Source organism: Flavobacterium sp., assembly GCF_044341265.1.
Lineage (GTDB): Bacteria > Bacteroidota > Bacteroidia > Flavobacteriales > Flavobacteriaceae > Flavobacterium.
The window spans coordinates 71,294-89,969 of record NZ_JBIISA010000001.1 but is presented as its reverse complement, the minus strand read 5'-3'; the positions used below and the strand labels follow the sequence as shown (position 1 = coordinate 89,969).

General features: G+C 31.6%; 22 protein-coding genes and 1 tRNA gene. 11 read left to right on the top strand and 12 right to left on the bottom strand.

The genetic code is table 11. The features are described 5' to 3' along the window. Window positions 1-20 precede the first annotated feature (20 nt). Both ACIQ06_RS00445 and ACIQ06_RS00440 read right to left on the bottom strand, forming a co-directional pair. Window positions 21-2,465, bottom strand: a complete 2,445-nt coding sequence (locus tag ACIQ06_RS00445; RefSeq protein ID WP_396142877.1) for a bifunctional UDP-N-acetylmuramoyl-tripeptide:D-alanyl-D-alanine ligase/alanine racemase — start codon at window positions 2,463-2,465, stop codon at window positions 21-23. A 6-nt stretch (window positions 2,466-2,471) separates the two neighbouring features. Next, a complete protein-coding gene (locus tag ACIQ06_RS00440; protein WP_298116606.1) occupies window positions 2,472-3,098 on the bottom strand; it encodes a thymidine kinase in 627 nt (208 codons plus the stop codon). Window positions 3,099-3,201: 103 nt separating this feature from the next. On the opposite strand from ACIQ06_RS00440, the gene ACIQ06_RS00435 reads away from it, so the two are divergent. From ACIQ06_RS00435 to ACIQ06_RS00410, 6 genes are all read left to right on the top strand, one after another. Beyond that, window positions 3,202-4,170 carry a hypothetical protein gene (locus ACIQ06_RS00435; protein ID WP_396142874.1) on the top strand — a complete coding sequence of 323 codons (969 nt, stop codon included), beginning with the start codon at window positions 3,202-3,204 and terminating at the stop codon, window positions 4,168-4,170. Next, window positions 4,171-4,875, top strand: coding sequence for a 16S rRNA (cytidine(1402)-2'-O)-methyltransferase (rsmI, locus tag ACIQ06_RS00430; RefSeq protein ID WP_396142872.1), 705 nt, complete (start codon window positions 4,171-4,173; stop codon window positions 4,873-4,875). It abuts the gene before it with no gap. Further along, entirely contained in the window at window positions 4,868-5,218 is a 351-nt protein-coding gene (locus ACIQ06_RS00425) for a HopJ type III effector protein (RefSeq protein WP_396142870.1), read from the top strand. Before rsmI ends, ACIQ06_RS00425 begins: the two co-directional genes overlap by 8 nt. An 82-nt stretch (window positions 5,219-5,300) precedes the next feature. Continuing rightward, window positions 5,301-5,777, top strand: coding sequence for a hypothetical protein (locus ACIQ06_RS00420; RefSeq protein WP_396142868.1), 477 nt, complete (start codon window positions 5,301-5,303; stop codon window positions 5,775-5,777). 116 nt (window positions 5,778-5,893) lie between these two features. Further along, complete coding sequence (gene recJ / locus ACIQ06_RS00415) at window positions 5,894-7,585, top strand: single-stranded-DNA-specific exonuclease RecJ (RefSeq protein WP_396142865.1); 1,692 nt, start codon at window positions 5,894-5,896, stop codon at window positions 7,583-7,585. Window positions 7,586-7,645: 60 nt separating this feature from the next. Then, on the top strand, window positions 7,646-8,305 hold the full coding sequence (locus tag ACIQ06_RS00410; protein ID WP_396142862.1) for a peptidoglycan-binding protein: 660 nt from the start codon (window positions 7,646-7,648) through the stop codon (window positions 8,303-8,305). Here ACIQ06_RS00410 and ACIQ06_RS00405 read toward each other — a convergent pair. The 3 genes from ACIQ06_RS00405 to ACIQ06_RS00395 are packed head-to-tail and all read right to left on the bottom strand — an operon-like array spanning window position 8,294 to window position 9,729. Beyond that, window positions 8,294-9,052 carry a UDP-2,3-diacylglucosamine diphosphatase gene (locus ACIQ06_RS00405; RefSeq protein ID WP_396142859.1) on the bottom strand — a complete coding sequence of 253 codons (759 nt, stop codon included), beginning with the start codon at window positions 9,050-9,052 and terminating at the stop codon, window positions 8,294-8,296. The two genes, ACIQ06_RS00410 and ACIQ06_RS00405, sit on opposite strands and share 12 nt — an antisense overlap. Window positions 9,053-9,069: 17 nt before the next feature. Continuing rightward, window positions 9,070-9,522, bottom strand: a complete 453-nt coding sequence (locus ACIQ06_RS00400; RefSeq protein WP_396142857.1) for a 6-pyruvoyl trahydropterin synthase family protein — start codon at window positions 9,520-9,522, stop codon at window positions 9,070-9,072. 33 nt (window positions 9,523-9,555) lie between these two features. After that, a complete protein-coding gene (locus ACIQ06_RS00395; protein ID WP_345095114.1) occupies window positions 9,556-9,729 on the bottom strand; it encodes a hypothetical protein in 174 nt (57 codons plus the stop codon). An 82-nt stretch (window positions 9,730-9,811) separates the two neighbouring features. Between ACIQ06_RS00395 and ACIQ06_RS00390 the strand changes: the two genes are divergently transcribed. After that, window positions 9,812-9,885: transfer RNA gene (locus tag ACIQ06_RS00390), tRNA-Ala, on the top strand. 158 nt (window positions 9,886-10,043) lie between these two features. Here ACIQ06_RS00390 and ACIQ06_RS00385 read toward each other — a convergent pair. Beyond that, on the bottom strand, window positions 10,044-10,616 hold the full coding sequence (locus ACIQ06_RS00385; protein WP_396142854.1) for a DUF3109 family protein: 573 nt from the start codon (window positions 10,614-10,616) through the stop codon (window positions 10,044-10,046). 172 nt (window positions 10,617-10,788) lie between these two features. Between ACIQ06_RS00385 and ACIQ06_RS00380 the strand changes: the two genes are divergently transcribed. From ACIQ06_RS00380 to ACIQ06_RS00370, 3 genes are all read left to right on the top strand, one after another. After that, window positions 10,789-11,367, top strand: coding sequence for a MarC family protein (locus ACIQ06_RS00380; protein ID WP_396142852.1), 579 nt, complete (start codon window positions 10,789-10,791; stop codon window positions 11,365-11,367). A 36-nt stretch (window positions 11,368-11,403) separates the two neighbouring features. Continuing rightward, the gene (locus ACIQ06_RS00375; RefSeq protein WP_298308911.1) at window positions 11,404-11,604 is read left to right on the top strand and encodes a hypothetical protein; all 201 of its coding nucleotides are present in this window, start codon (window positions 11,404-11,406) and stop codon (window positions 11,602-11,604) included. A 118-nt stretch (window positions 11,605-11,722) separates the two neighbouring features. After that, window positions 11,723-12,331 (top strand): FAD-dependent oxidoreductase, encoded by a 609-nt coding sequence (locus ACIQ06_RS00370; RefSeq protein WP_396142850.1) that lies wholly within the window; start codon window positions 11,723-11,725, stop codon window positions 12,329-12,331. Window positions 12,332-12,360: 29 nt separating this feature from the next. Here ACIQ06_RS00370 and ACIQ06_RS00365 read toward each other — a convergent pair whose 3' ends face one another. From ACIQ06_RS00365 to ACIQ06_RS00355, 3 genes are all read right to left on the bottom strand, one after another. Next, the gene (locus ACIQ06_RS00365; RefSeq protein ID WP_396142847.1) at window positions 12,361-13,941 is read right to left on the bottom strand and encodes a S41 family peptidase; all 1,581 of its coding nucleotides are present in this window, start codon (window positions 13,939-13,941) and stop codon (window positions 12,361-12,363) included. Between the two features lie 91 nt (window positions 13,942-14,032). Further along, the gene (locus ACIQ06_RS00360) at window positions 14,033-14,461 is read right to left on the bottom strand and encodes a deoxycytidylate deaminase (RefSeq protein ID WP_396142845.1); all 429 of its coding nucleotides are present in this window, start codon (window positions 14,459-14,461) and stop codon (window positions 14,033-14,035) included. Between the two features lie 213 nt (window positions 14,462-14,674). Next, on the bottom strand, window positions 14,675-15,268 hold the full coding sequence (locus ACIQ06_RS00355) for a HupE/UreJ family protein (protein WP_396142843.1): 594 nt from the start codon (window positions 15,266-15,268) through the stop codon (window positions 14,675-14,677). A 144-nt stretch (window positions 15,269-15,412) separates the two neighbouring features. On the opposite strand from ACIQ06_RS00355, the gene ACIQ06_RS00350 reads away from it, so the two are divergent. Beyond that, on the top strand, window positions 15,413-15,844 hold the full coding sequence (locus tag ACIQ06_RS00350; protein ID WP_396142841.1) for a TerB family tellurite resistance protein: 432 nt from the start codon (window positions 15,413-15,415) through the stop codon (window positions 15,842-15,844). A gap of 38 nt (window positions 15,845-15,882) precedes the next feature. On the opposite strand, the gene ACIQ06_RS00345 is transcribed toward ACIQ06_RS00350, so the two are convergent. The 3 genes from ACIQ06_RS00345 to ACIQ06_RS00335 are packed head-to-tail and all read right to left on the bottom strand — an operon-like array spanning window position 15,883 to window position 18,671. After that, entirely contained in the window at window positions 15,883-17,400 is a 1,518-nt protein-coding gene (locus ACIQ06_RS00345; RefSeq protein ID WP_396142837.1) for a hybrid sensor histidine kinase/response regulator, read from the bottom strand. Then, window positions 17,393-17,887, bottom strand: a complete 495-nt coding sequence (locus tag ACIQ06_RS00340; protein ID WP_396142834.1) for a Rab family GTPase — start codon at window positions 17,885-17,887, stop codon at window positions 17,393-17,395. Before ACIQ06_RS00340 ends, ACIQ06_RS00345 begins: the two co-directional genes overlap by 8 nt. Next, the gene (locus tag ACIQ06_RS00335) at window positions 17,880-18,671 is read right to left on the bottom strand and encodes a cell envelope biogenesis protein OmpA (protein ID WP_396142831.1); all 792 of its coding nucleotides are present in this window, start codon (window positions 18,669-18,671) and stop codon (window positions 17,880-17,882) included. The genes ACIQ06_RS00340 and ACIQ06_RS00335 overlap by 8 nt, the downstream gene beginning before the upstream one ends. Window positions 18,672-18,676 lie beyond the last annotated feature (5 nt).

The following is an 18,676-nucleotide window of genomic DNA, read 5'->3' as shown; positions in this document are numbered from 1 at the left end:
TAATCTTTTGTAAGAAAAAACTATTCCCTATAAAAAACCCTCTTCACGCGTTGCGAGATACTTGTCATAATTTCATAAGGAATGGTACCTAGTTGTTTTGCCATAAAACTTACTGTTGGATTGTCTCCAAAAATGGTAACTTCTGTTCCTTCTTTGCAATCAATTTCGGTGATATCAACCATTAGCATATCCATACAAACACTTCCTAAAATCGGTGCTTTTTTATTTTTTATAGTTACATAACCTACTCCATTTCCCCAATGTCTTGAAATTCCATCGGCATAACCAATTGGAATTGTGGCAACTTTTGTGGTTTGGGTTGCCATAAATCTTCGGCTGTAACCTACGCTTTCTCCTTCTTCAATAGTTCTAATTTGAGAAATTATAGATTTTAAAGTACCGACATTTTCTAATAATTTTTGTTCGTCTTCATCGTTGGAAACTCCATAAAGTCCAATTCCTAGTCGAACCATATCATATTGCGCTTGAGAATAATTAGAAATTCCTGAAGTATTCAAAATATGACGAATCGGATTTATTTGCAATTCAGTAATTAACTTGGAAGATAATTTTTCAAATAATTTAATTTGTGAAAGCGTAAAATCAACAAATTTCATGTCATCACTTGCTGACAAATGTGATAAGATACTTTTTACCTCAACCGTTTTGTTGTCTTTCAGTTTGGCAATTAATTCATCAATAGTTTCCTCTTCAAATCCTAATCGATGCATTCCGGTATCTAATTTTATATGTATTGGGAAATGCTTTAACTTTTTTTGTTCGGCAATTTTCAAGAAAGCATTCAATCCTTTTATCGAATAAATTTCGGGTTCCAATTGATGCTGAATAATAGCAGAAAAACTGGTGTTTTCAGGATTCAAAACCATAATCGGCAAATCAATTCCAGCATTTTTTAACGAAATTCCTTCATCGGCGAAAGCTACTCCAAGATAATCTACTTTATGATGCGAAAGCAATTTGGCGATTTCATAACCTCCATTTCCATATCCAAAAGCTTTTACCATAACCATCAATTTGGTCTTTGGATTTAATTTGGATTTAAAATAATTCAGGTTATGAGTAATGGCATTTAGATTGATTTCTAAAACCGTTTCATGTGTTTTTTCTTCCAATATTGAAACGATTTCTTCGAAGTGAAAATGGCGTGCACCTTTTATCAAAATGGTTTCATTTTCAAAAGAAATGGTATCGATATTTTGAAGGAATTTTTCGGTTGATTCAAATGCGATACAATTTGGAAACTTATTTTTAAAAGTTGAAATTGTTGCTCCAATAGCAATAACACGATTGATTTTGTTGGAAACAATTAAATGAGAAACTTTAGAATACAATTCTTCCAAAACCAATCCGCTTTGAAAAATATCCGACAGAATTAAGGTTTTCTTTTTGTATTGTTTCTGACTTTCAAGAAAATCTAATGCTATTTTTAACGATTGATAATCAGAACTATAACTATCATCGATTAGTGTTGTGTTATTGATTCCGTTTTTAACTTTCAAGCGCATTTCTACAGGATAAAGCAATTGCATACGATTTTGAATGGTATCTTGATCGTATTTGAAATACAAAAGCACCATCAAACATTGAATAGCATTTTCAATAGACGCCTGGTCGTTAAACGGAATTGTAATTTTAAAACAAAGTTTGTGATAGGTTATTTTGAGTTCTGTTTGATCTGGGTATTCTTTTGCAATTACAAAAACGTCTGCTTTTTTATCATCTGAACTCCAAGTAAATCGGTTTATTTTTGGATTCAAAAAAGCTTCAATCGTTTTGTTCGTATTCATTATCAAAACTTCAACTGAGGTAAAAAGTTTTAGTTTTTCTTTGATTTTTTCCCCAATATCATGAAAACCTTCATCGTGAGCCGAACCAATATTAGACAAAATTCCGATAGTTGGTTGGATAATTTTTTGAAGGTTTTCCATCTCATTTATGGTAGAAATTCCTGCTTCAAAAATTCCGAGATTGTGTTTTTCATTGATTCCTAAAACCGAAAGTGGCACTCCAACTTGGGAATTATAACTTTTGGGAGAACGAATAATATTATAATCCGGACTTAACAAAAAGTTCAACCATTCTTTGATGATGGTTTTTCCGTTACTTCCTGTGACACCAATAATTGGGAAATCGAAATTGCTTCTGTAGGCTGATGCGAAGTTTTGTAAAGCTTCAATTGTATTTTCAACCACCAAAAAATTAGCTTTATTTTCAAATTCTTTTGGAACATGATTCACCACAAAATTGGAAACACCAATTGAAATTAAATTAGAAATATAATGATGCCCGTCATGATTTGGACCAACTATAGCGAAAAATAAAGTGCTTTCAGAATTTTGAAGCGAACGACTATCAATAGAAACCGAATCGATTACAGCAATTTCATTAACGCCAACAAATTGTGCTTTAATGATTGGGATGATATTTCTTATGGAAAGTGTCAATTTAGACTATGGATTTGTGTCTTCCGACAAATGTTCTGCATCTTTTACTTCCATATTTTCGCGCATGGCTTTGTAGTAAGCTGCTCTACTTAATGGTTCGTATTCTTCCGTTTCACCAAGCAAAACTAGATTATCACTATCTGCTTTTCTAAAACTATAATGTGCTAAGTTTCCTGTACGTGTGCACACAGCATGAACTTTAGTTACATATTCCGCAGTTGCCATAAGCGCAGGCATTGGACCAAAAGGATTTCCTTTAAAATCCATATCCAAACCGGCTACGATAACGCGAATTCCTGAATTGGCTAAATCATTACAAATTTTTACAATTTCATCATCAAAAAACTGTGCTTCGTCAATACCAACCACATCACAGCCTTGTGCTAAAATAGCAATATTAGCCGCAGCAGGAACAGGCGTTGAGCGAATTTCGTTTTTGTTGTGAGAAACTACCATCTCTTCATCATATCGAGTATCGATGGCAGGTTTGAAAATCTCCACTTTTTGCTTAGCAAATTGCGCTCTTTTGAGTCTTCTGATGAGTTCTTCGGTCTTTCCTGAGAACATCGAACCGCAGATTACTTCAATCCAACCAAATTGTTCTTTATGATTTACTGTATTTTCGAGAAACATTTTGTATTTTTAGACCTTAAAAAAGGAATTGTTTTTATTACTTTGTATCGAAACAAATTTATTATAAAATAAGATAAGCTAGTCACTATAATTTCAAAAAGTTATGAAAAAAAGATTGGAAGCCGAATTAATCAGCATTGCACACCGAGTTTTGAAGCTAAAAAACAAATCGGAAATCGATCAATTGTATCATGAAACCCAAAAATTATACGAAGCATTAACGGTTTTGAAGTTTTATGGTGACAACTATGAGCAAGTAAAATCGGATATTTCTAACGAAGATATCGAAGAAAAAATCGAAAGTTTTGTTGAAAATAAAACAGTTGTTGCAACTCCAAAAGTAGTTGTTGAAGAAATTGCTAAAGAAGTTGAAGAACAAAAGGAAGAAATTGTAGCAGAAGTTGAAGAAGTTGTTGAACAAGAAATTGTTACTGCATCTGAAGAAACCGAAGTTCAAGAAGAAGCTGTTGAAGAAGAACCAGTTATTGTTGGAGAAATCACACTTGAGGAAGAAGATGAAATTGAAGAAGAAGTTCCTGTTGGTGAAGCTAAGAGCGACTTAGATTTTGAACCTATTTTTGAATTAGCTGCAGAAACTCCGGTTGAAACTGTAGAAATCGAAGAACCGAAAGTAGAAGAAGACGAGAGTCTGAATCAAGTTCAGACTAAAGCACAGCAAATTTCTTTTGAAGATTTATTAGGTCAAAATTATACCGAACCTGTTTTTGTAAAACCAAATGATGTAACACTTCCAACTTCTAAAAAAGAGGTTTTTGAAAAATCGGATGATATTATTGTAGATCGATTTGAAGGAAAAACACCTTCTTTGAATGATAAACTTTCTAAAACCATCAATATCGGATTGAATGACAGAATGGGATTTGTAAAATTCCTTTTTGCAGACAGCAACGAAGATTACAACCGCGTTTTATCACAATTAAATACGTTCAGCACTTTTAGAGAAGCAAAAGATTTTATTGACGAAATCATTAAGCCTGATTATAACAATTGGGTTGGCGCAGACGATTATGCTGATAGATTTATTGAATTGGTTGAGAAAAAGTTTTTATAAATGTCTAAACTTTATATTGTTCCAACGCCAATTGGCAATCTTGAAGACATGACTTTTAGAGCTATAAAAGTTTTAAAAGAAGCCGATTTAATCCTAGCTGAAGACACGCGCACCAGTGGAAAACTATTGAAGCATTTCGAAATTTCCACTCACATGCACAGTCATCACATGCACAACGAACACAAAACCGTTGACAATTTGATTGCTAGATTAAAAGGCGGCGAAACGATTGCTTTAATTTCTGATGCAGGAACGCCAGCCATTTCTGACCCTGGTTTTTTATTAACACGCGCTTGCGTTGAAAATAATATTGAAGTTGATTGTTTGCCTGGTGCAACTGCTTTTGTACCAGCATTAGTAAACAGCGGTTTGCCCAACGATAGATTTATATTTGAAGGTTTCTTACCCGAAAAAAAAGGAAGACAAACAAGATATTTAGCTTTAGCAGAAGAAACGCGAACGATGATTTTCTATGTTTCGCCACACAAATTGGTAAAAACTTTAGCCGAATTTGTGCAGTATTTTGGAGCCGAACGCCAAGTTTCTATCTCAAGAGAATTATCAAAACTGCATGAAGAAACCATTCGCGGAACTGCCGAAGAAGTTTTAAAACACTTTGAAGCAAAAGCTCCGAAAGGTGAAATTGTTGCGGTTGTTAGCGGAAAAATTTCAGTAAAAGACAAAAGAAAAGACGACAATGAGTAACATTGATAACTTTTTAAATAAAGTAAAACAAAATCCAGAATTAATAACTTTTCAAGAAACAATTGAAGTAATTGATTCAAATTATAACTTCACTACTACTACTTTCAAAAACGGAAATCAACTAAATAATGCCGGTGAAAATAACGGTTCTTGCAAAATTTTTGCTTTTGCTAAAATTCATCATCTAGAAAAAGACGCAACTTTATCGCTTTTTGGAAGTTATTATTTTGATGATGTTTTAAAAAATCCTGATGGAATTGACCATCAAAATATTAGAAATTTTATGACATTTGGTTGGGATGAAATTTCATTTGATGGTGAAGCTTTGGAATTAAAGTATTAAAACACTTCGAAGAAAAACGCCAAAAGGTGGATATTGTATTAAAGATAGCATTCATTTGGTTAAAACATAATTAAATCTATTTATGAAAAAATATTTCATTCTTTTGATAGTATCTTTTATCCTTTTTTCTTGTAAAAAAGAGGAGAAAGATGATAGTTATGAATTTCTTTATAATAATATTAGTGAATCAATACGTCAGAATAATTTAGAGAATCAAAATATTTATTTTAAAGGTTTACAAGAATATAAATCCGATTCTATAGAATTGAAAAATTGTGAATTCCGTTTTAAATTAACTTCAGATATTTCAAAAAAAATAAATAATTTAGATTTCTCAGACCGTGTTAAAGTGCTTAAATTCAGAGATTCAGCGTTGAAAATTCTTAATAGGGATTTTAAATACTATAAAGAATATGATAAACTAAATTTAAATGACAGTGTATTCAAAAAAATGATTCAATATAAAATGTCAATGGTTTTAAATGAATATCTTTATTTTCACATATTTAAACCTACCGCATTAAGAATAGAAGAAGATACAAATAAAAATCCGCGCTAATCCGTTAAATCTGTGTCATCTGTGTTTCAAAAATTTGCATTTCAATAAATATTTATACATTTGCCAAACATTTACATGCCAAAATCTAATATTAAAAATCTAATATCTAATATCCTATGCGTTGGACATTACAATCGAAGCCAGAAAAAGAACAAGTTCAGAAACTACAAAACGAACTTCAAGTCGATGAAATTATTGCGACTTTATTAGTACAAAGAGGCATTACAACCTACGACCAAGCCAAAACATTTTTCAGACCAACTTTAGACGATTTGCATAATCCGTATCTGATGAAAGATATGGACAAAGCCGTTTCTCGTATTGAAAAAGCTATTGCAAATGGAGAAAATATTCTAGTTTTTGGCGATTATGACGTTGATGGAACCACTGCTGTTTCGTTGGTTTCCTCCTATTTAAAAAGTTATTATCCCAATATTGCTACTTACATTCCAGATCGTTACGACGAAGGTTACGGAATTTCCTATAAAGGAATTGACTACGCCGACGACAATGGAATTTCTTTAATAATTGCGCTTGATTGCGGAATAAAATCCATCGATCATGTAGATTATGCCAATGCAAAAAACATCGATTTTATCATTTGCGATCACCATCGACCAGGAAACGAATTGCCCAATGCAGTTGCAGTTTTAGATCCAAAACGTGACGATTGCACTTATCCTTATGACGAACTTTGCGGTTGTGGTGTGGGTTTTAAATTGATTCAAGCGTTGGCAGAAAACAGAAATCAATCAATTTTTGATTTAATTCCTTACTTAGATTTGGTTGCCACAGCTATTGCAGCTGATATTGTTCCAATTACAGGTGAAAATCGAGTTTTGGCCAAATTTGGTTTGGAGGTAATAAATTCTAATCCGCGTCCTGGAATTAAGGCTTTGGTTCAAAATGTGAAGAAAAAAGTCTTGACCATAACGGATGTTGTTTTCATTATCGCACCGAGAATTAACGCTGCCGGAAGAATCAAACACGGAAACGAAGCGGTTGCTTTATTGACCGAATTTGATTTGGAACAAGCCGAAATTTTTGCTTCCGAAATTGAACAACACAATGCAGACCGAAAAGATTTAGACAAACAAATCACAGTTGAAGCGTTGGCTCAAATTGAAAACAATAACGAAAAAGACAACTTTACAACGGTGATTTATCAAGAAAACTGGCACAAAGGCGTTATCGGAATTGTAGCTTCAAGATTGACAGAAACCTATTATCGACCAACAATTGTTTTTACAAAAAGCGGTGATAAATTAGCAGCTTCAGCACGTTCGGTAAAAGATTTTGATGTTTATAATGCGTTAGAAGCTTGCGCAGAACATCTAGAACAATTCGGCGGACACATGTATGCTGCTGGAATGACTTTGAAAGAAGAGAATTACCAAAAATTCAAAGATGCATTTGAAAAAGAAGTACAAAAAACCATTCACCCAGATTTATTAATTCCTGAAATTTCGGTGGATTTGGAAATCAATTTTTCAGATATTAATCCGAAGTTGATTCGATTATTGAGTCAATTTGAACCTTTCGGACCACAAAATATGACACCTGTTTTTATGACTAAAAACGTAAATGATACAGGTTATGCAAAGCCATTAGGAAAAGATAACGAACATTTAAAGTTATTTGTAAAACAAAACAATTCGGAAGGATTTGGAGCCATTGGTTTTGGATTAGGAAATAAACTAGAATCTACTAAAAATAGAAAACCATTTGATGTCGTTTATTGCATTGATGAAAATGAATTTAATGGAACTGTGACGGTTCAATTACGTTTAAAAGATTTGAAAAATTAATACTATAAATTGTATCGTGAATTTTGTCTATTTTTGTCTACAAAATAACCTCTACTTATTATGAAACAGATTATCATCGTACTTTTAGCAGTAATCGTATTGATTTTGGGCTATAATTTATATAGTAATTACCAACGTTTTCATTCGCCAGGAAGCGATTATGTTAGTAACCAAAAGATTGATTTAAACTATTATGACGCTACTACTTTACAAAACTATTATCAAGCTATAGAAGACGCGAATAGTTATGTGAAAATGGCTTGGGCAAATGATGATGTAGATGTTAGAAATCCAGAAGATGATGATGACGATACAAAAGCGGTTGTTTCTGGTTACACTAAAAAGCTGGGAATCGTTAAATTATATGAAGAAAAGTTAGTACAATCTGCCAAAATGAAAAGCGAAGGATTGAACGACAAAGACGTAATTGCCTTTGAAGAAAGTGGTTATAAAGCAAAAGATTACAATGAATTCATCAAAAGAAAATTCCTGATGGAAACTTTTAAAAGCAATCCCGAAAAGTATAGTTTGAAGATTGGCGATTACAGTTCTTTCGTATATGAATTGCAAAAAATATTGGTTAAAAAAGGATATAACATTCCTGTTGATGGCCTTTTTAAACAAACAACTATTGAATCATTAGGTGCATTTGAACAAAAAAATGGATTATTTCCAGATGGAAAACTAGATGCTGTAACTTTAGATTATTTACTTAGATAAGTATTCGAATTTTTTCAATTCAAAATTTTCTCCGTCAAAAACGCCATAGGTAAAGTAGCCAATCCAATCGCCTAGGTTTACATATTCTGAATTTTCTCCAATTTTTAAAGTCATTGGTAAATGTCTGTGACCAAAAATTAGGTAATTATAGTGCTTGGTTTCTAATTTTTTCTTAGCGTATAAAATTAGCCATTCGTTGTCTTCGCCTAAGTATTTTACGTCTTCTGCTCCAGAAATCAATTTATTTTTTACGGAAAGATATTGGGCTAATTTCATTCCAATATCTGGATGAAGCCAACGGTACAACCATTTTGAAAACGGATGAACAAATACTTTCTTCATTCGTTTGTAACCTTTATCACCTGGTCCTTTTCCGTCACCGTGACCGATTAGAAACGTTTTATTGTTGAAAGTAAACTCTTTATTATCGTGATAAACTGGAATATTTAGTTCTTTTTGAAAATAATCATTCATCCACAAATCGTGATTTCCAACAAAGAAGTAAATCGGAATTCCACTATCTCTAATTTCGGCTAGCTTTCCTAGAACTCTTACAAATCCTTTTGGAACAACGGTTTTATATTCGAACCAAAAATCAAACAAATCACCCAATAGAAAAATGGCTTCGGCATCTTTTTTTACTTCATCTAACCATGCCACGAATTTTTGTTCACGCGGAAAACTAGCTTCAGGCGTTGGAGCTCCAAAATGTTGGTCGGATGCGAAATAGATTTTCTTGTTTGACATTTTGTAAAAGTAGTAAATTACATATTATCAGAAGCATACCATTCGGCAAACGAGCTTTCTGTTTCTTGTAATTTTAAAGAATGCAATTGAATATTGTTTGGCAATCTGTCTTGAATTTTCTTAGCAAAATCAATTACCATATTTTCACTTGTAGGTTGATAATCAACTAAAATTACATGATGACCACGATTTTTCAATTCTTCAGCTAACTCAACATGTGGTGTATTTTTATTAAAAACTGTAGCGTGATCAAAAACATCAACTATTTCTTCGCGTACAATTTTTTTCAAATCAGAAAAATCAATTACCATTCCGAATTTTACATTATTCGAATCGGATATTGGTGTTCCAATTACGGTTACTGAAAGTTTGTAACTGTGTCCATGAACATTTTTACATTTTCCATCGTAGCCATAAAGCGCATGACCTGTTTCAAAAGAAAACTGTTTGGTAATTCTGATTTTACTCATCATTTAGATTTTAGAATGCAAATTTAAGGAATTTTACTCTAAGTCTTTTCTGTTTTTTGCACGATAATACATGTAATAAGCAAGTCCTATTAGTACTACGAATGGTAAAACATAACCTATCCACACACCAATTAAATAACCATTATCTGGTGCATTTTTGATTTTATCATCAATATTGACTTGCTGAATTAAAGAAATAAATTTCATTTCGACTGTTTTAAATTATTACACAAATTTACTGAAAAACACCTTTAGGTTAATTTAAATTTTATTAATATATTTGAAAAATGGGGATGTAGCTCAGTTGGCTAGAGTGCTTGACTGGCAGTCAAGAGGTCGTGGGTTCGAGCCCCATCTTCTCCACTTTTATAACGAAAAAACGCCTTTATTTCAAGGTGTTTTTGTTTACCAAATAGTTTTTATTTAAATTTTTAGAAAAAATTAATTAAATAGTTGGTTCGAGCCCCATCTTCTCCACTTTTAAAACAAAAAACGCCTTGATATTTCAAGGCGTTTTTTATTTATTTTCCGTTTTTTAAATCGTCGGCTACTTTTTCTAGTTCTTGGTACCAATCTTCTCCAAATTTTCTAATCAAAGCTTCTTTTACAAATTTATATACAGGCACTTGCAGTTCTTTTCCAAGTGAACAAGCATCGTCGCAAATATCCCAACGATCATAATTTACCGCAGCAAATTCTGTGAAATCTTTTACACGAATTGGATATAAATGACACGACACAGGTTTTTTCCATGAAACAACACCTTGATTATAGGCTTGTTCTATTCCACACAAAGCAGTTTTACCATCAAAAATTACGTAGGCACAATCTTTATTATCAATTAAAGGTGTTTCTAAATCTTGCTCCGTTCCTTTTACCCAAGTTCCCAGTCTCTCAATAGCTTCAATTCCTTCTTTGCGTAAAAATGGTTTTACTTTTGGATAAATTTCTTCCAAAATTTTGGTTTCTTCTTCACTCAAAGGTGCGCCTGCATCTCCATCTACACAACATGCACCATGGCACGCAGAAAGATTACAAACAAAATCCTTTTCTAAAATATCTTCCGAAACTATCGTTTTTCCTAACTGAAACATATGTAAAATATTAGATATTAAATTTTAGATATTAGATATTTTCGCTTATCTAAAATTTTGGGCAAAGGTACAAATGATTTTATGGTTTTGATAAATATCCTAAAATTAACGTGTCGTTTTGATTTTAACAATTTGGAAAGAAGTAATTTTGCACTTTGAAAAATGAGGAATTATGTTTGGATTAGATTTTAAAGAAATTGTAACGATTGGAATGGTACTTTTTGCAGTAATTGATATTGTAGGAACGATTCCTATTATTGTAGAATTACGTCAAAAATTTGGTCATATTGAGTCAGAAAAAGCTTCGGTTGTTGCTGGAGTTATTATGATTGTTTTCCTTTTTGTTGGAGAAGAATTATTAAAATTAATTGGAATTGACGTTCACTCTTTTGCCGTTGCAGGTTCGTTTGTTCTTTTCTTTTTAGCATTAGAAATGATTCTCGGAATTCGAATTTATAAAGAAGAAGCTAATTCATCAGCATCGATTGTTCCTTTAGCATTTCCGTTGATTGCTGGTGCTGGAACAATGACTACGTTACTTTCATTACGTTCGCAATTTGCAACTATAAACATTATAATTGCTATCGTTTTAAACATAATTTTAGTTTATGCCGTTTTAAAATCATCAGCAAAAATTGAGAAGTTTCTGGGAAAAAACGGACTTGGTGTCATCAGAAAAACCTTTGGCGTTGTGCTTCTAGCCATTGCTGTTAAATTATTTGCAGCTAATGTTAAAGGATTATTCATTTAATCTGATTTTTACTATTTTTGTATCAAATATTTATCAATGAAAATTTTTACTACTATACTAATTTTACTTGCTGTTGGCTTAATGGTTTTCAACATCACTTTACTTGATTTTCAAAATCCATTTGAAGGTGATAGTTTGATTGCTTTAGTTGGAATTGCTGCTGCTTTTTGCGCTGTTTTAATTTTACTTATCTTCAAAATGTCTAAAAAAATTGAAGAGAAATTAAAAAATCAATAACTAATATAAATTCCAATTTATAAATTGCTACGCCAGTTCGCTAACGCTCGTGTCAAAATTCCAATTTTTTTAGTTGTATTTGGAATTTGGAGTTTAAATTTTTTAATTTTTACAATTTATGTTTGATGTTTTAATAATTGGCGGTGGCGTTTCTGGAGTTTCTTGTGCACTAGTATTGGGTTCAGCTTACAAAAAAGCCTTTGCTCAAGATAAAAAAATCGGAATTATTACACATCAAAAAACCTCTTCTTTACAAGAAGCTTTATTTAATAATGCATACGGAATTCCTGCAGGAAAATTAGGCTCTGAACTTTTAACTGAAAGTTTGGAACAACTACAAGATTTATATCCTCATGTTACGCAAATTGAAGGTGAAAAAGTTTTAAAAATTGAAGGTGATTCTCCAAATTTCAATGTAATCACAAACAAAAACTCGTATCAAACGAAGAATGTTGTTGTTGGAATTGGCTCTGCAAATACGTTTGCAATTGAAGGTTTAATGCACTTTGTAGAACCTCACAAAAAAACAATTGCTGAAAAACAACGCATCCAATTAAAAAATGATGACCACAAAGTTGCCGGAGGCATTTATGTAGCTGGAACTCTTGCAGGACACAGAAGCCAATTAGCAATCGCTGCTGGAAGTGGTGCTGCCGTAGCAACCGATATTCTAACGTTATGGAATGATGGGATTTCGAGTCAAGCACACGATTCGATTAGGAAGTAGTTTAATTTACACTTTAAGTGTAAAAAAAGTTAATTTTTACCATTCAAAACCGTTTTCACCATTTTATCTTCTTTCAAAATAATTTGGTAATATTGATTTTCTCCAAATAATTGACGAGCAAATTCTGCAGTGATGTAACGATTAACTAATGCTCTACTTTTGTTCAAACTAATGTCTAAACCAGCTTTAGAAAGGTATTTTTCGAACAAATCGATGTAAGATTCATTTTGCATCATTTTAGCTTGAAACTTTTGAAAATCATCACCTTTGAAAGCATTTCTATTTTGGTCTAATTGTTCAAAAACAAAATGTCCAACGATACCTGTTTGAAGAATGTATTCTAAACTTTCTTGACCGTGTTCTACTTCTAAAGGAACGAAAACATCTGGTACAATTCCGCCACCACCATAAACTGTTCTTCCTTTTTTAGTTTTGAATTTTAAGGAATCAGCAATTTTTATTTTGCCTTTTTCATACAATTCGCCACTTTCAAAACGCGTTTCAGATTCTTTGTAATATTCTTCAGTATGTCCTTTTACATAAGGTTTTTGAATGCTTCTTCCGCTTGGCGTGTAATATCTTGCAATAGTCAATCGCACTGCTGAACCGTCATCAAAACCCATTTCGCGTTGCACTAATCCTTTTCCAAAAGAACGTCTTCCGTAAACCAAACCTCTATCATTATCTTGAATAGCCCCAGCTAAAATCTCGCTTGCAGAAGCTGAATTTTCATCAATCAAAACAGCAACTTTTCCAGTCTCAAAATTACCTTCGTCTGTTGCAAAAGTTTTATCTATACTCCCTTTTTTGTTTTTAGTAAAAACTATTAATTCTTTATCTTTCAATAATTCGTCGGCTATTTCTACTGCCATTTCCATAAATCCGCCACCATTTTCACGTAAATCAATCACAAGTGAATTGATACCACTTTTCTTCAATTTCAGTAAAGCTGTATGAAATTCATCGGCTGTAGTTTCAGCAAAACGATTGATTTTTATATAACCAGTAGTTTTATTTAAAAGTATAGCAATATCAACACTTTTTATAGGTATGATATCGCGTATTACTTTAATTTTTAGATTTTTATTTTCAGATTTTCTGTAAATTGTCAAGGTAACTTCCGATTCTTTTTCGCCTTTTAATTTGCTGTAAAGCACTTCATTTTTTAGTTTTTTACCAAAAAGTTTGAAATTATCTGCATACAAAATTCTATCACCAGATTTGATTCCGGCTTTTTCTGCTGGACCATTTTCTATTGGTTTTATTACGGCAATTGTATCATTATAATTATAGAAATTAACCCCAATTCCAACGAAATCACCTTTCATGTTCTCAGCAACAGCAGTTTGCTCACTTGGCGGAACATAAACCGAATGAGGATCAAGATTAGCAAGAATGTTATTAACCGTTAAATCTACAATGGAGTCGGTTTTTACATCATCAACATACTCATTATCAATAAAATTAATAAGTTTATTGAGTTTTGTTTTATAATCGTTTTTAGATAAAGAAGGTTTTGTCACAGGATAATTAATCAAACCACCAATGACAATGCCAAGCGCCACGCACGAGAAAAAAAGTAATGGTAAATAGATTTTATTAATTTTCATGAAAAACAATTAATTAGCTTGTCAAAATTACAAAGCTTTATAGTATAGGAACGTTAAACATATCCTATTATTTCCTAAAACTTTATAAAACTTAATCTAACTCTTCAATTTGAGAAACTTCGATTCCAGCTTTTTCAAGGAAATCAATTCCTGAGGTGTCGCGATAACCATTTTGATAAACCACTCGTTTTATCCCTGATTGGTGAATTAGTTTACTACATTCTTTGCAAGGAGAAAGCGTAATATATAAAGTTGCGTTATCACAAGATTGTGTTGAACGAGCTACTTTTAAAATAGCATTTGCCTCGGCGTGAAGCACATACCATTGTGTTAATCCTTCGTCATCTTCGCAGCAATTTTCAAATCCTGAAGGTGTTCCGTTGTAGCCATCGGAAATTATCATTCGGTCGCGGACAATTATTGCGCCTACTTGCTTGCGCTTACAATAAGAAAGTTTACTCCATTCGGCAGCAATTCTTAGGTAAGCTTTATCGTATTTATTTTGTTTTTTGTCTTTCATATTAATGCTGAACTTGTTTCAGTATCTCTTCATTATTTATTTAAGGCACGAAGGCACAAAGTTTTTTTTATTTATTTCTGAACTCTATTCAAATGGTATCTTATTTAGCCCTGATTGTAGAGGAAATCCTTTTCTTTTTTTAAAGAAAAGATTGCAACGAAAAGCAGGAAAATGGTTTACAAATATAACTACTGATTCGCTCCTATTCTAATATTATCGTTTCCAAATTGGGCTTTCGATGATTAACGGAATTACAACTCCAATGACAAATGCTGACATGGTTAATGTAAAATCGCGTTTGCTAAATCGGAATAAGGTTTGAACGATGAATGATAAAATTAAAACCACTAAAACTACAATAATTTGCGCGGCTTCAATTCCGAGTGCGAATTCTAGTAATGGCCACAATTTGTCAGTTGGTTTTCCTGGAAGGATTTCTTTAAAATAGTTTGAAAATCCTAATCCATGAATGATTCCGAAGAATAAAGTTATGGCTCCAATGAAGGTTATACTTTCTTGTTTTGAGGATTTTCCTGCTGTAAAAAGATTGAAAAATGCTGTTATTAGAATTGTAATTGGAATCAGAAATTCAACAATATTAGCTTGAACAGTTACGATATTAAAAACAGAAAGCATCAAGGCTAGCGTGTGTCCGATGGTAAAAATGGTAACTAATAAAAGTATTCTTTTCCAATCTTTGAAAGCATAAGGAACGGTTAGCGCGATTAGAAATAAAACGTGATCGTAGCCATTGATGTCTAAAACATGGTTGAGACCAATTTTGAAATAAATCCAAAAATCTGACATAAGTTCGGTTTTTAGCAATTTTTAGGAATGTAAACTTACAATTTATTTTGAATTTGGCAGAAAAGATTATCTTAAATTCGATGAAAAACATTTTCGGTTTTTGAGGAATTTGAATTATATTTGCATAATAAAACCATTATAATTATGTCATTTTCAGATTTATTTGATAGCGAATTTAAAACGAGAAATAAAGGTCATTTTTCGGCTATTGTTCGTGTTGCCACTTCTGACGGAGATTTGAGCAAAGAAGAAAAAGAATTTTTAGATAAACTAGCTGTAAGATTAGAAATTTCGGCAGCTGAATATGAAGAAATTCTTGAAAATCCATTGAAATACCCAATCAATCCGCCGTATTCTTATGCGCACAGATTGGAGCGTTTGTATGATTTATCAAGAATGGTTTATGCAGATCACATTCTTGGACCAAAACAAAAAGAAATTTTAACTCGTTTTGCTTTGGCATTAGGATTTACTCCAGGAAATGTAAATTACATAGTTGACAAAGCATTGTCTTTATTAGTAATGGGTGTTGATTTAGACACATTTACTTTTGAAATGACTCACATGAATAAGTAATATAATTATTCTTTGAAATATAAAAAAGTCCTAAGAAATTAGGACTTTTTTAGTTTTAATACTTCATAAACCATTTCATAAATTTCTTCTTTCTTGTATGGCTTTGTAATATACCCATTAAAACCCATTGCGTCAAAAATCTCCTTTTGATTAGCAACAGGATGGCCAGAAACGCCAATAATTGGAATAGAATTAATTTCGTTTTTTATATTTTCCCTCAAAACAACTGTAGTTTGATAGCCATCCATTTGGGGCATTTCTTTATCCATAAAAATTAAATCATATGGATTTTGTTCTACCATTTCAATAGCTTGCAAACCATTATTAGCAATATTAATATTAAATCCACCATGATTTAATAACAATTTCATCAATAAAAGTTGATTAATTTCATCGTCTTCTACAATAAGTACATTAAGTTTATTGATGATTTCAATAAATTCAAATGGTTTAGTACCAACTTCACTTTCTTTAATTTCTAAAGGAATTTCAATCTCAAAAGTGGTACCTACATTTAATTCTGTTTGATAATCTATTTTACCTCCCATTAATTCTAATAGATTTGAAACAATAGAAAGTCCTAAACCAGAACCATCAATTTTTTTGGAATCGTGAAGTTTTTTGAAACTTTGAAAAACTTCGCCTTTTTCATTAGCTTTTATTCCTGTTCCTGTATCGGCAACTTTTATCAAAATTGTAGCATTATTACTTTCAATTTCTTTTACAACAACCGAAAGAATAACACTGCCTTTTTTGGTAAATTTTATGGCATTATCTAGCAAATTGATAATAATTTGTACAATTCTAGTTTTATCACCAACCACTAATTTTGGCAGGTTTTTATCTTTTACAATTTGAAAATCAAGTTTTTTGGTTCTTGCTTTTGGAGCTATAATTTTTTCAATATGGTAAAGCATTTCAATAAAATCAAATGGAGCAGTTTGAAGTTTTATTTGCCCCATTTCTATTTTTGATAAATCTAAAATATCATCTACTAGCTCTTTTATATGATTTGTTGTTTCTTTCATTAATGCAATCATTTCCTTTTGAGAAGAAGTGATTTCAGATTTTTCTAACATCCCCAAAAACCATAACGAAGCACTTAATGGTGTTTTCAAATCATGACTTACATTGGCTAAGAATTTGTTTTTAAAATTCTTCTCCGATTGTAATTGCTGGTTTTTTATTTCTGCCAAATGAAAACTGAGAACAGATTCATTTTTTTCTTGGGCAATGCTTTGAAAATTATTGTAGTGTTCTGTAAAATCAATAAAAATTAGAAACGGATTTTCATTATTTGAACCTGAATTGAAAATGACGTCAATAGTTTTTTTAATTCCTTCATAATCAATGTGAATACAGCTAAATGTAAACTCATTGTATTCTAAATCAATCAAAGAAATAATGGTCTCAAAAAAAGGATGAAAATCAGAAATCGAAGTTTGTTTCTGAATTTTATAAAGCAAATCATCGGAATGCAAAACAATTCCTTGCTTGTCTAAAACTACAATTTGAGTTTTATTATAGAGATATTTATTTCTAATTTGCTCAAACATTTTTTGCCATTTTCAGTCCAATTGTTTGAAATAAATTTTCAACTTCAATTCCTTCTTTGGCACTTGCAAAATAGTCAATTGAAATATTTTCTTGCTTTAGTAATTTTTTAAATTCCTCTATGTCAATTAAATCTGATTTATTGGCAACAGAAACAATTTTTGAAGTTGAATAGGTTGTTTTTAAAAAATCAATCTCTTCATTAAATCGTTCATAGGTTTGTGAACGCGTTGGATCGATAACATAAATAAATCCTGAAGTACCTAAAAGATAAGACGAACGTACTTTTTGAATATCGTCTTTTCCTTCAATATCCCAAATTACTAAAGTTAGATTTAGTTCTTCAATTTTAATTTCTTTTTTGAGAATATGAACACCGATAGTAACAATATAATTATCAGAAAATGTGTTTTGAACAAATCGCCTCATCAAAGAAGATTTTCCAACACCAAAATGTCCTACTAAAACAACTTTTTTCGAACTATTCATGGATGAATTCTGTTAGCTTAATGGTTATATGTTCTTTATCGACAGCATCTGTTTTAATATGAGAAGCAATATCGAATAATTTATTTTCTAATTTATTTTTAAAAGAAGCATCAAATCCTCCAGAAATTACAACTGCAAAATAATAGGAAGTAAAATTTTGAATATGAATTTCAAATAATTCATATTGAATTGATTCTAAGCTTTGTTGGTCTTTTTTGAAGGCATCTTCAACGAAACTTTTAATCGCTGTTAACATTCCAGCAATCATATCTTCATCAATACTTTCTTGTTTGGATGCACTTGAAATAATCAAACCCGAACCTTTTTCGATAACAAAAATTTGTTCGACAGAAGTTTGATTCATTTCGCTCAAAATGATTTCTTTTTCGGAAACTCCTGTGAAAATCGCTTTAACTTTTCGTTGCCAGGTTTTAATTGAAAAAGTAGTTTGAACCTGACTATTAATACTATCAGAAAGCACCTTAATTTCTTGCTGGATGTATTTCTTTATCATTTTACCAATGATTGGAAAAAGAGCTTCCACCACTTTATCCTGCGATTTGGTCAAAGCATCGGCAATAACTGGACCTAATTTTGTTGGAATTTCTTCCACAAAAGTGTCTATTTTTTTATCAATAATTGGGTTTACTTTTTCAGAAAGTTTTTCGTGCGTGTTAACCGTATCTTCAAGAGAATCTAATTTTTGTAGAATATTTTGCGCAAAATCTCTGTCCTCACTAAGAAGAAGTTCTTTGAGCTTAATTAATTTCTCTGAATCTGTCATAATAA

What these genes read in the sequence shown, in the direction of transcription:
- ACIQ06_RS00370 (WP_396142850.1), top strand. Translation starts at nt 11,723, where the DNA reads ATGTTTGATGTTTTAATAATTGGCGGTGGCGTTTCTGGAGTTTCTTGT.
- ACIQ06_RS00395 (WP_345095114.1), bottom strand. Translation starts at nt 9,729, where the DNA reads ATGAAATTTATTTCTTTAATTCAGCAAGTCAATATTGATGATAAAATC.
- rsmI (WP_396142872.1), top strand. Translation starts at nt 4,171, where the DNA reads ATGTCTAAACTTTATATTGTTCCAACGCCAATTGGCAATCTTGAAGAC.
- ACIQ06_RS00410 (WP_396142862.1), top strand. Translation starts at nt 7,646, where the DNA reads ATGAAACAGATTATCATCGTACTTTTAGCAGTAATCGTATTGATTTTG.
- ACIQ06_RS00405 (WP_396142859.1), bottom strand. Translation starts at nt 9,052, where the DNA reads ATGTCAAACAAGAAAATCTATTTCGCATCCGACCAACATTTTGGAGCT.
- ACIQ06_RS00375 (WP_298308911.1), top strand. Translation starts at nt 11,404, where the DNA reads ATGAAAATTTTTACTACTATACTAATTTTACTTGCTGTTGGCTTAATG.
- ACIQ06_RS00350 (WP_396142841.1), top strand. Translation starts at nt 15,413, where the DNA reads ATGTCATTTTCAGATTTATTTGATAGCGAATTTAAAACGAGAAATAAA.
- recJ (WP_396142865.1), top strand. Translation starts at nt 5,894, where the DNA reads ATGCGTTGGACATTACAATCGAAGCCAGAAAAAGAACAAGTTCAGAAA.
- ACIQ06_RS00360 (WP_396142845.1), bottom strand. Translation starts at nt 14,461, where the DNA reads ATGAAAGACAAAAAACAAAATAAATACGATAAAGCTTACCTAAGAATT.
- ACIQ06_RS00365 (WP_396142847.1), bottom strand. Translation starts at nt 13,941, where the DNA reads ATGAAAATTAATAAAATCTATTTACCATTACTTTTTTTCTCGTGCGTG.
- ACIQ06_RS00435 (WP_396142874.1), top strand. Translation starts at nt 3,202, where the DNA reads ATGAAAAAAAGATTGGAAGCCGAATTAATCAGCATTGCACACCGAGTT.
- ACIQ06_RS00425 (WP_396142870.1), top strand. Translation starts at nt 4,868, where the DNA reads ATGAGTAACATTGATAACTTTTTAAATAAAGTAAAACAAAATCCAGAA.
- ACIQ06_RS00420 (WP_396142868.1), top strand. Translation starts at nt 5,301, where the DNA reads ATGAAAAAATATTTCATTCTTTTGATAGTATCTTTTATCCTTTTTTCT.
- ACIQ06_RS00340 (WP_396142834.1), bottom strand. Translation starts at nt 17,887, where the DNA reads ATGAATAGTTCGAAAAAAGTTGTTTTAGTAGGACATTTTGGTGTTGGA.
- ACIQ06_RS00345 (WP_396142837.1), bottom strand. Translation starts at nt 17,400, where the DNA reads ATGTTTGAGCAAATTAGAAATAAATATCTCTATAATAAAACTCAAATT.
- ACIQ06_RS00380 (WP_396142852.1), top strand. Translation starts at nt 10,789, where the DNA reads ATGTTTGGATTAGATTTTAAAGAAATTGTAACGATTGGAATGGTACTT.
- ACIQ06_RS00355 (WP_396142843.1), bottom strand. Translation starts at nt 15,268, where the DNA reads ATGTCAGATTTTTGGATTTATTTCAAAATTGGTCTCAACCATGTTTTA.
- ACIQ06_RS00335 (WP_396142831.1), bottom strand. Translation starts at nt 18,671, where the DNA reads ATGACAGATTCAGAGAAATTAATTAAGCTCAAAGAACTTCTTCTTAGT.
- ACIQ06_RS00400 (WP_396142857.1), bottom strand. Translation starts at nt 9,522, where the DNA reads ATGAGTAAAATCAGAATTACCAAACAGTTTTCTTTTGAAACAGGTCAT.
- ACIQ06_RS00440 (WP_298116606.1), bottom strand. Translation starts at nt 3,098, where the DNA reads ATGTTTCTCGAAAATACAGTAAATCATAAAGAACAATTTGGTTGGATT.
- ACIQ06_RS00385 (WP_396142854.1), bottom strand. Translation starts at nt 10,616, where the DNA reads ATGTTTCAGTTAGGAAAAACGATAGTTTCGGAAGATATTTTAGAAAAG.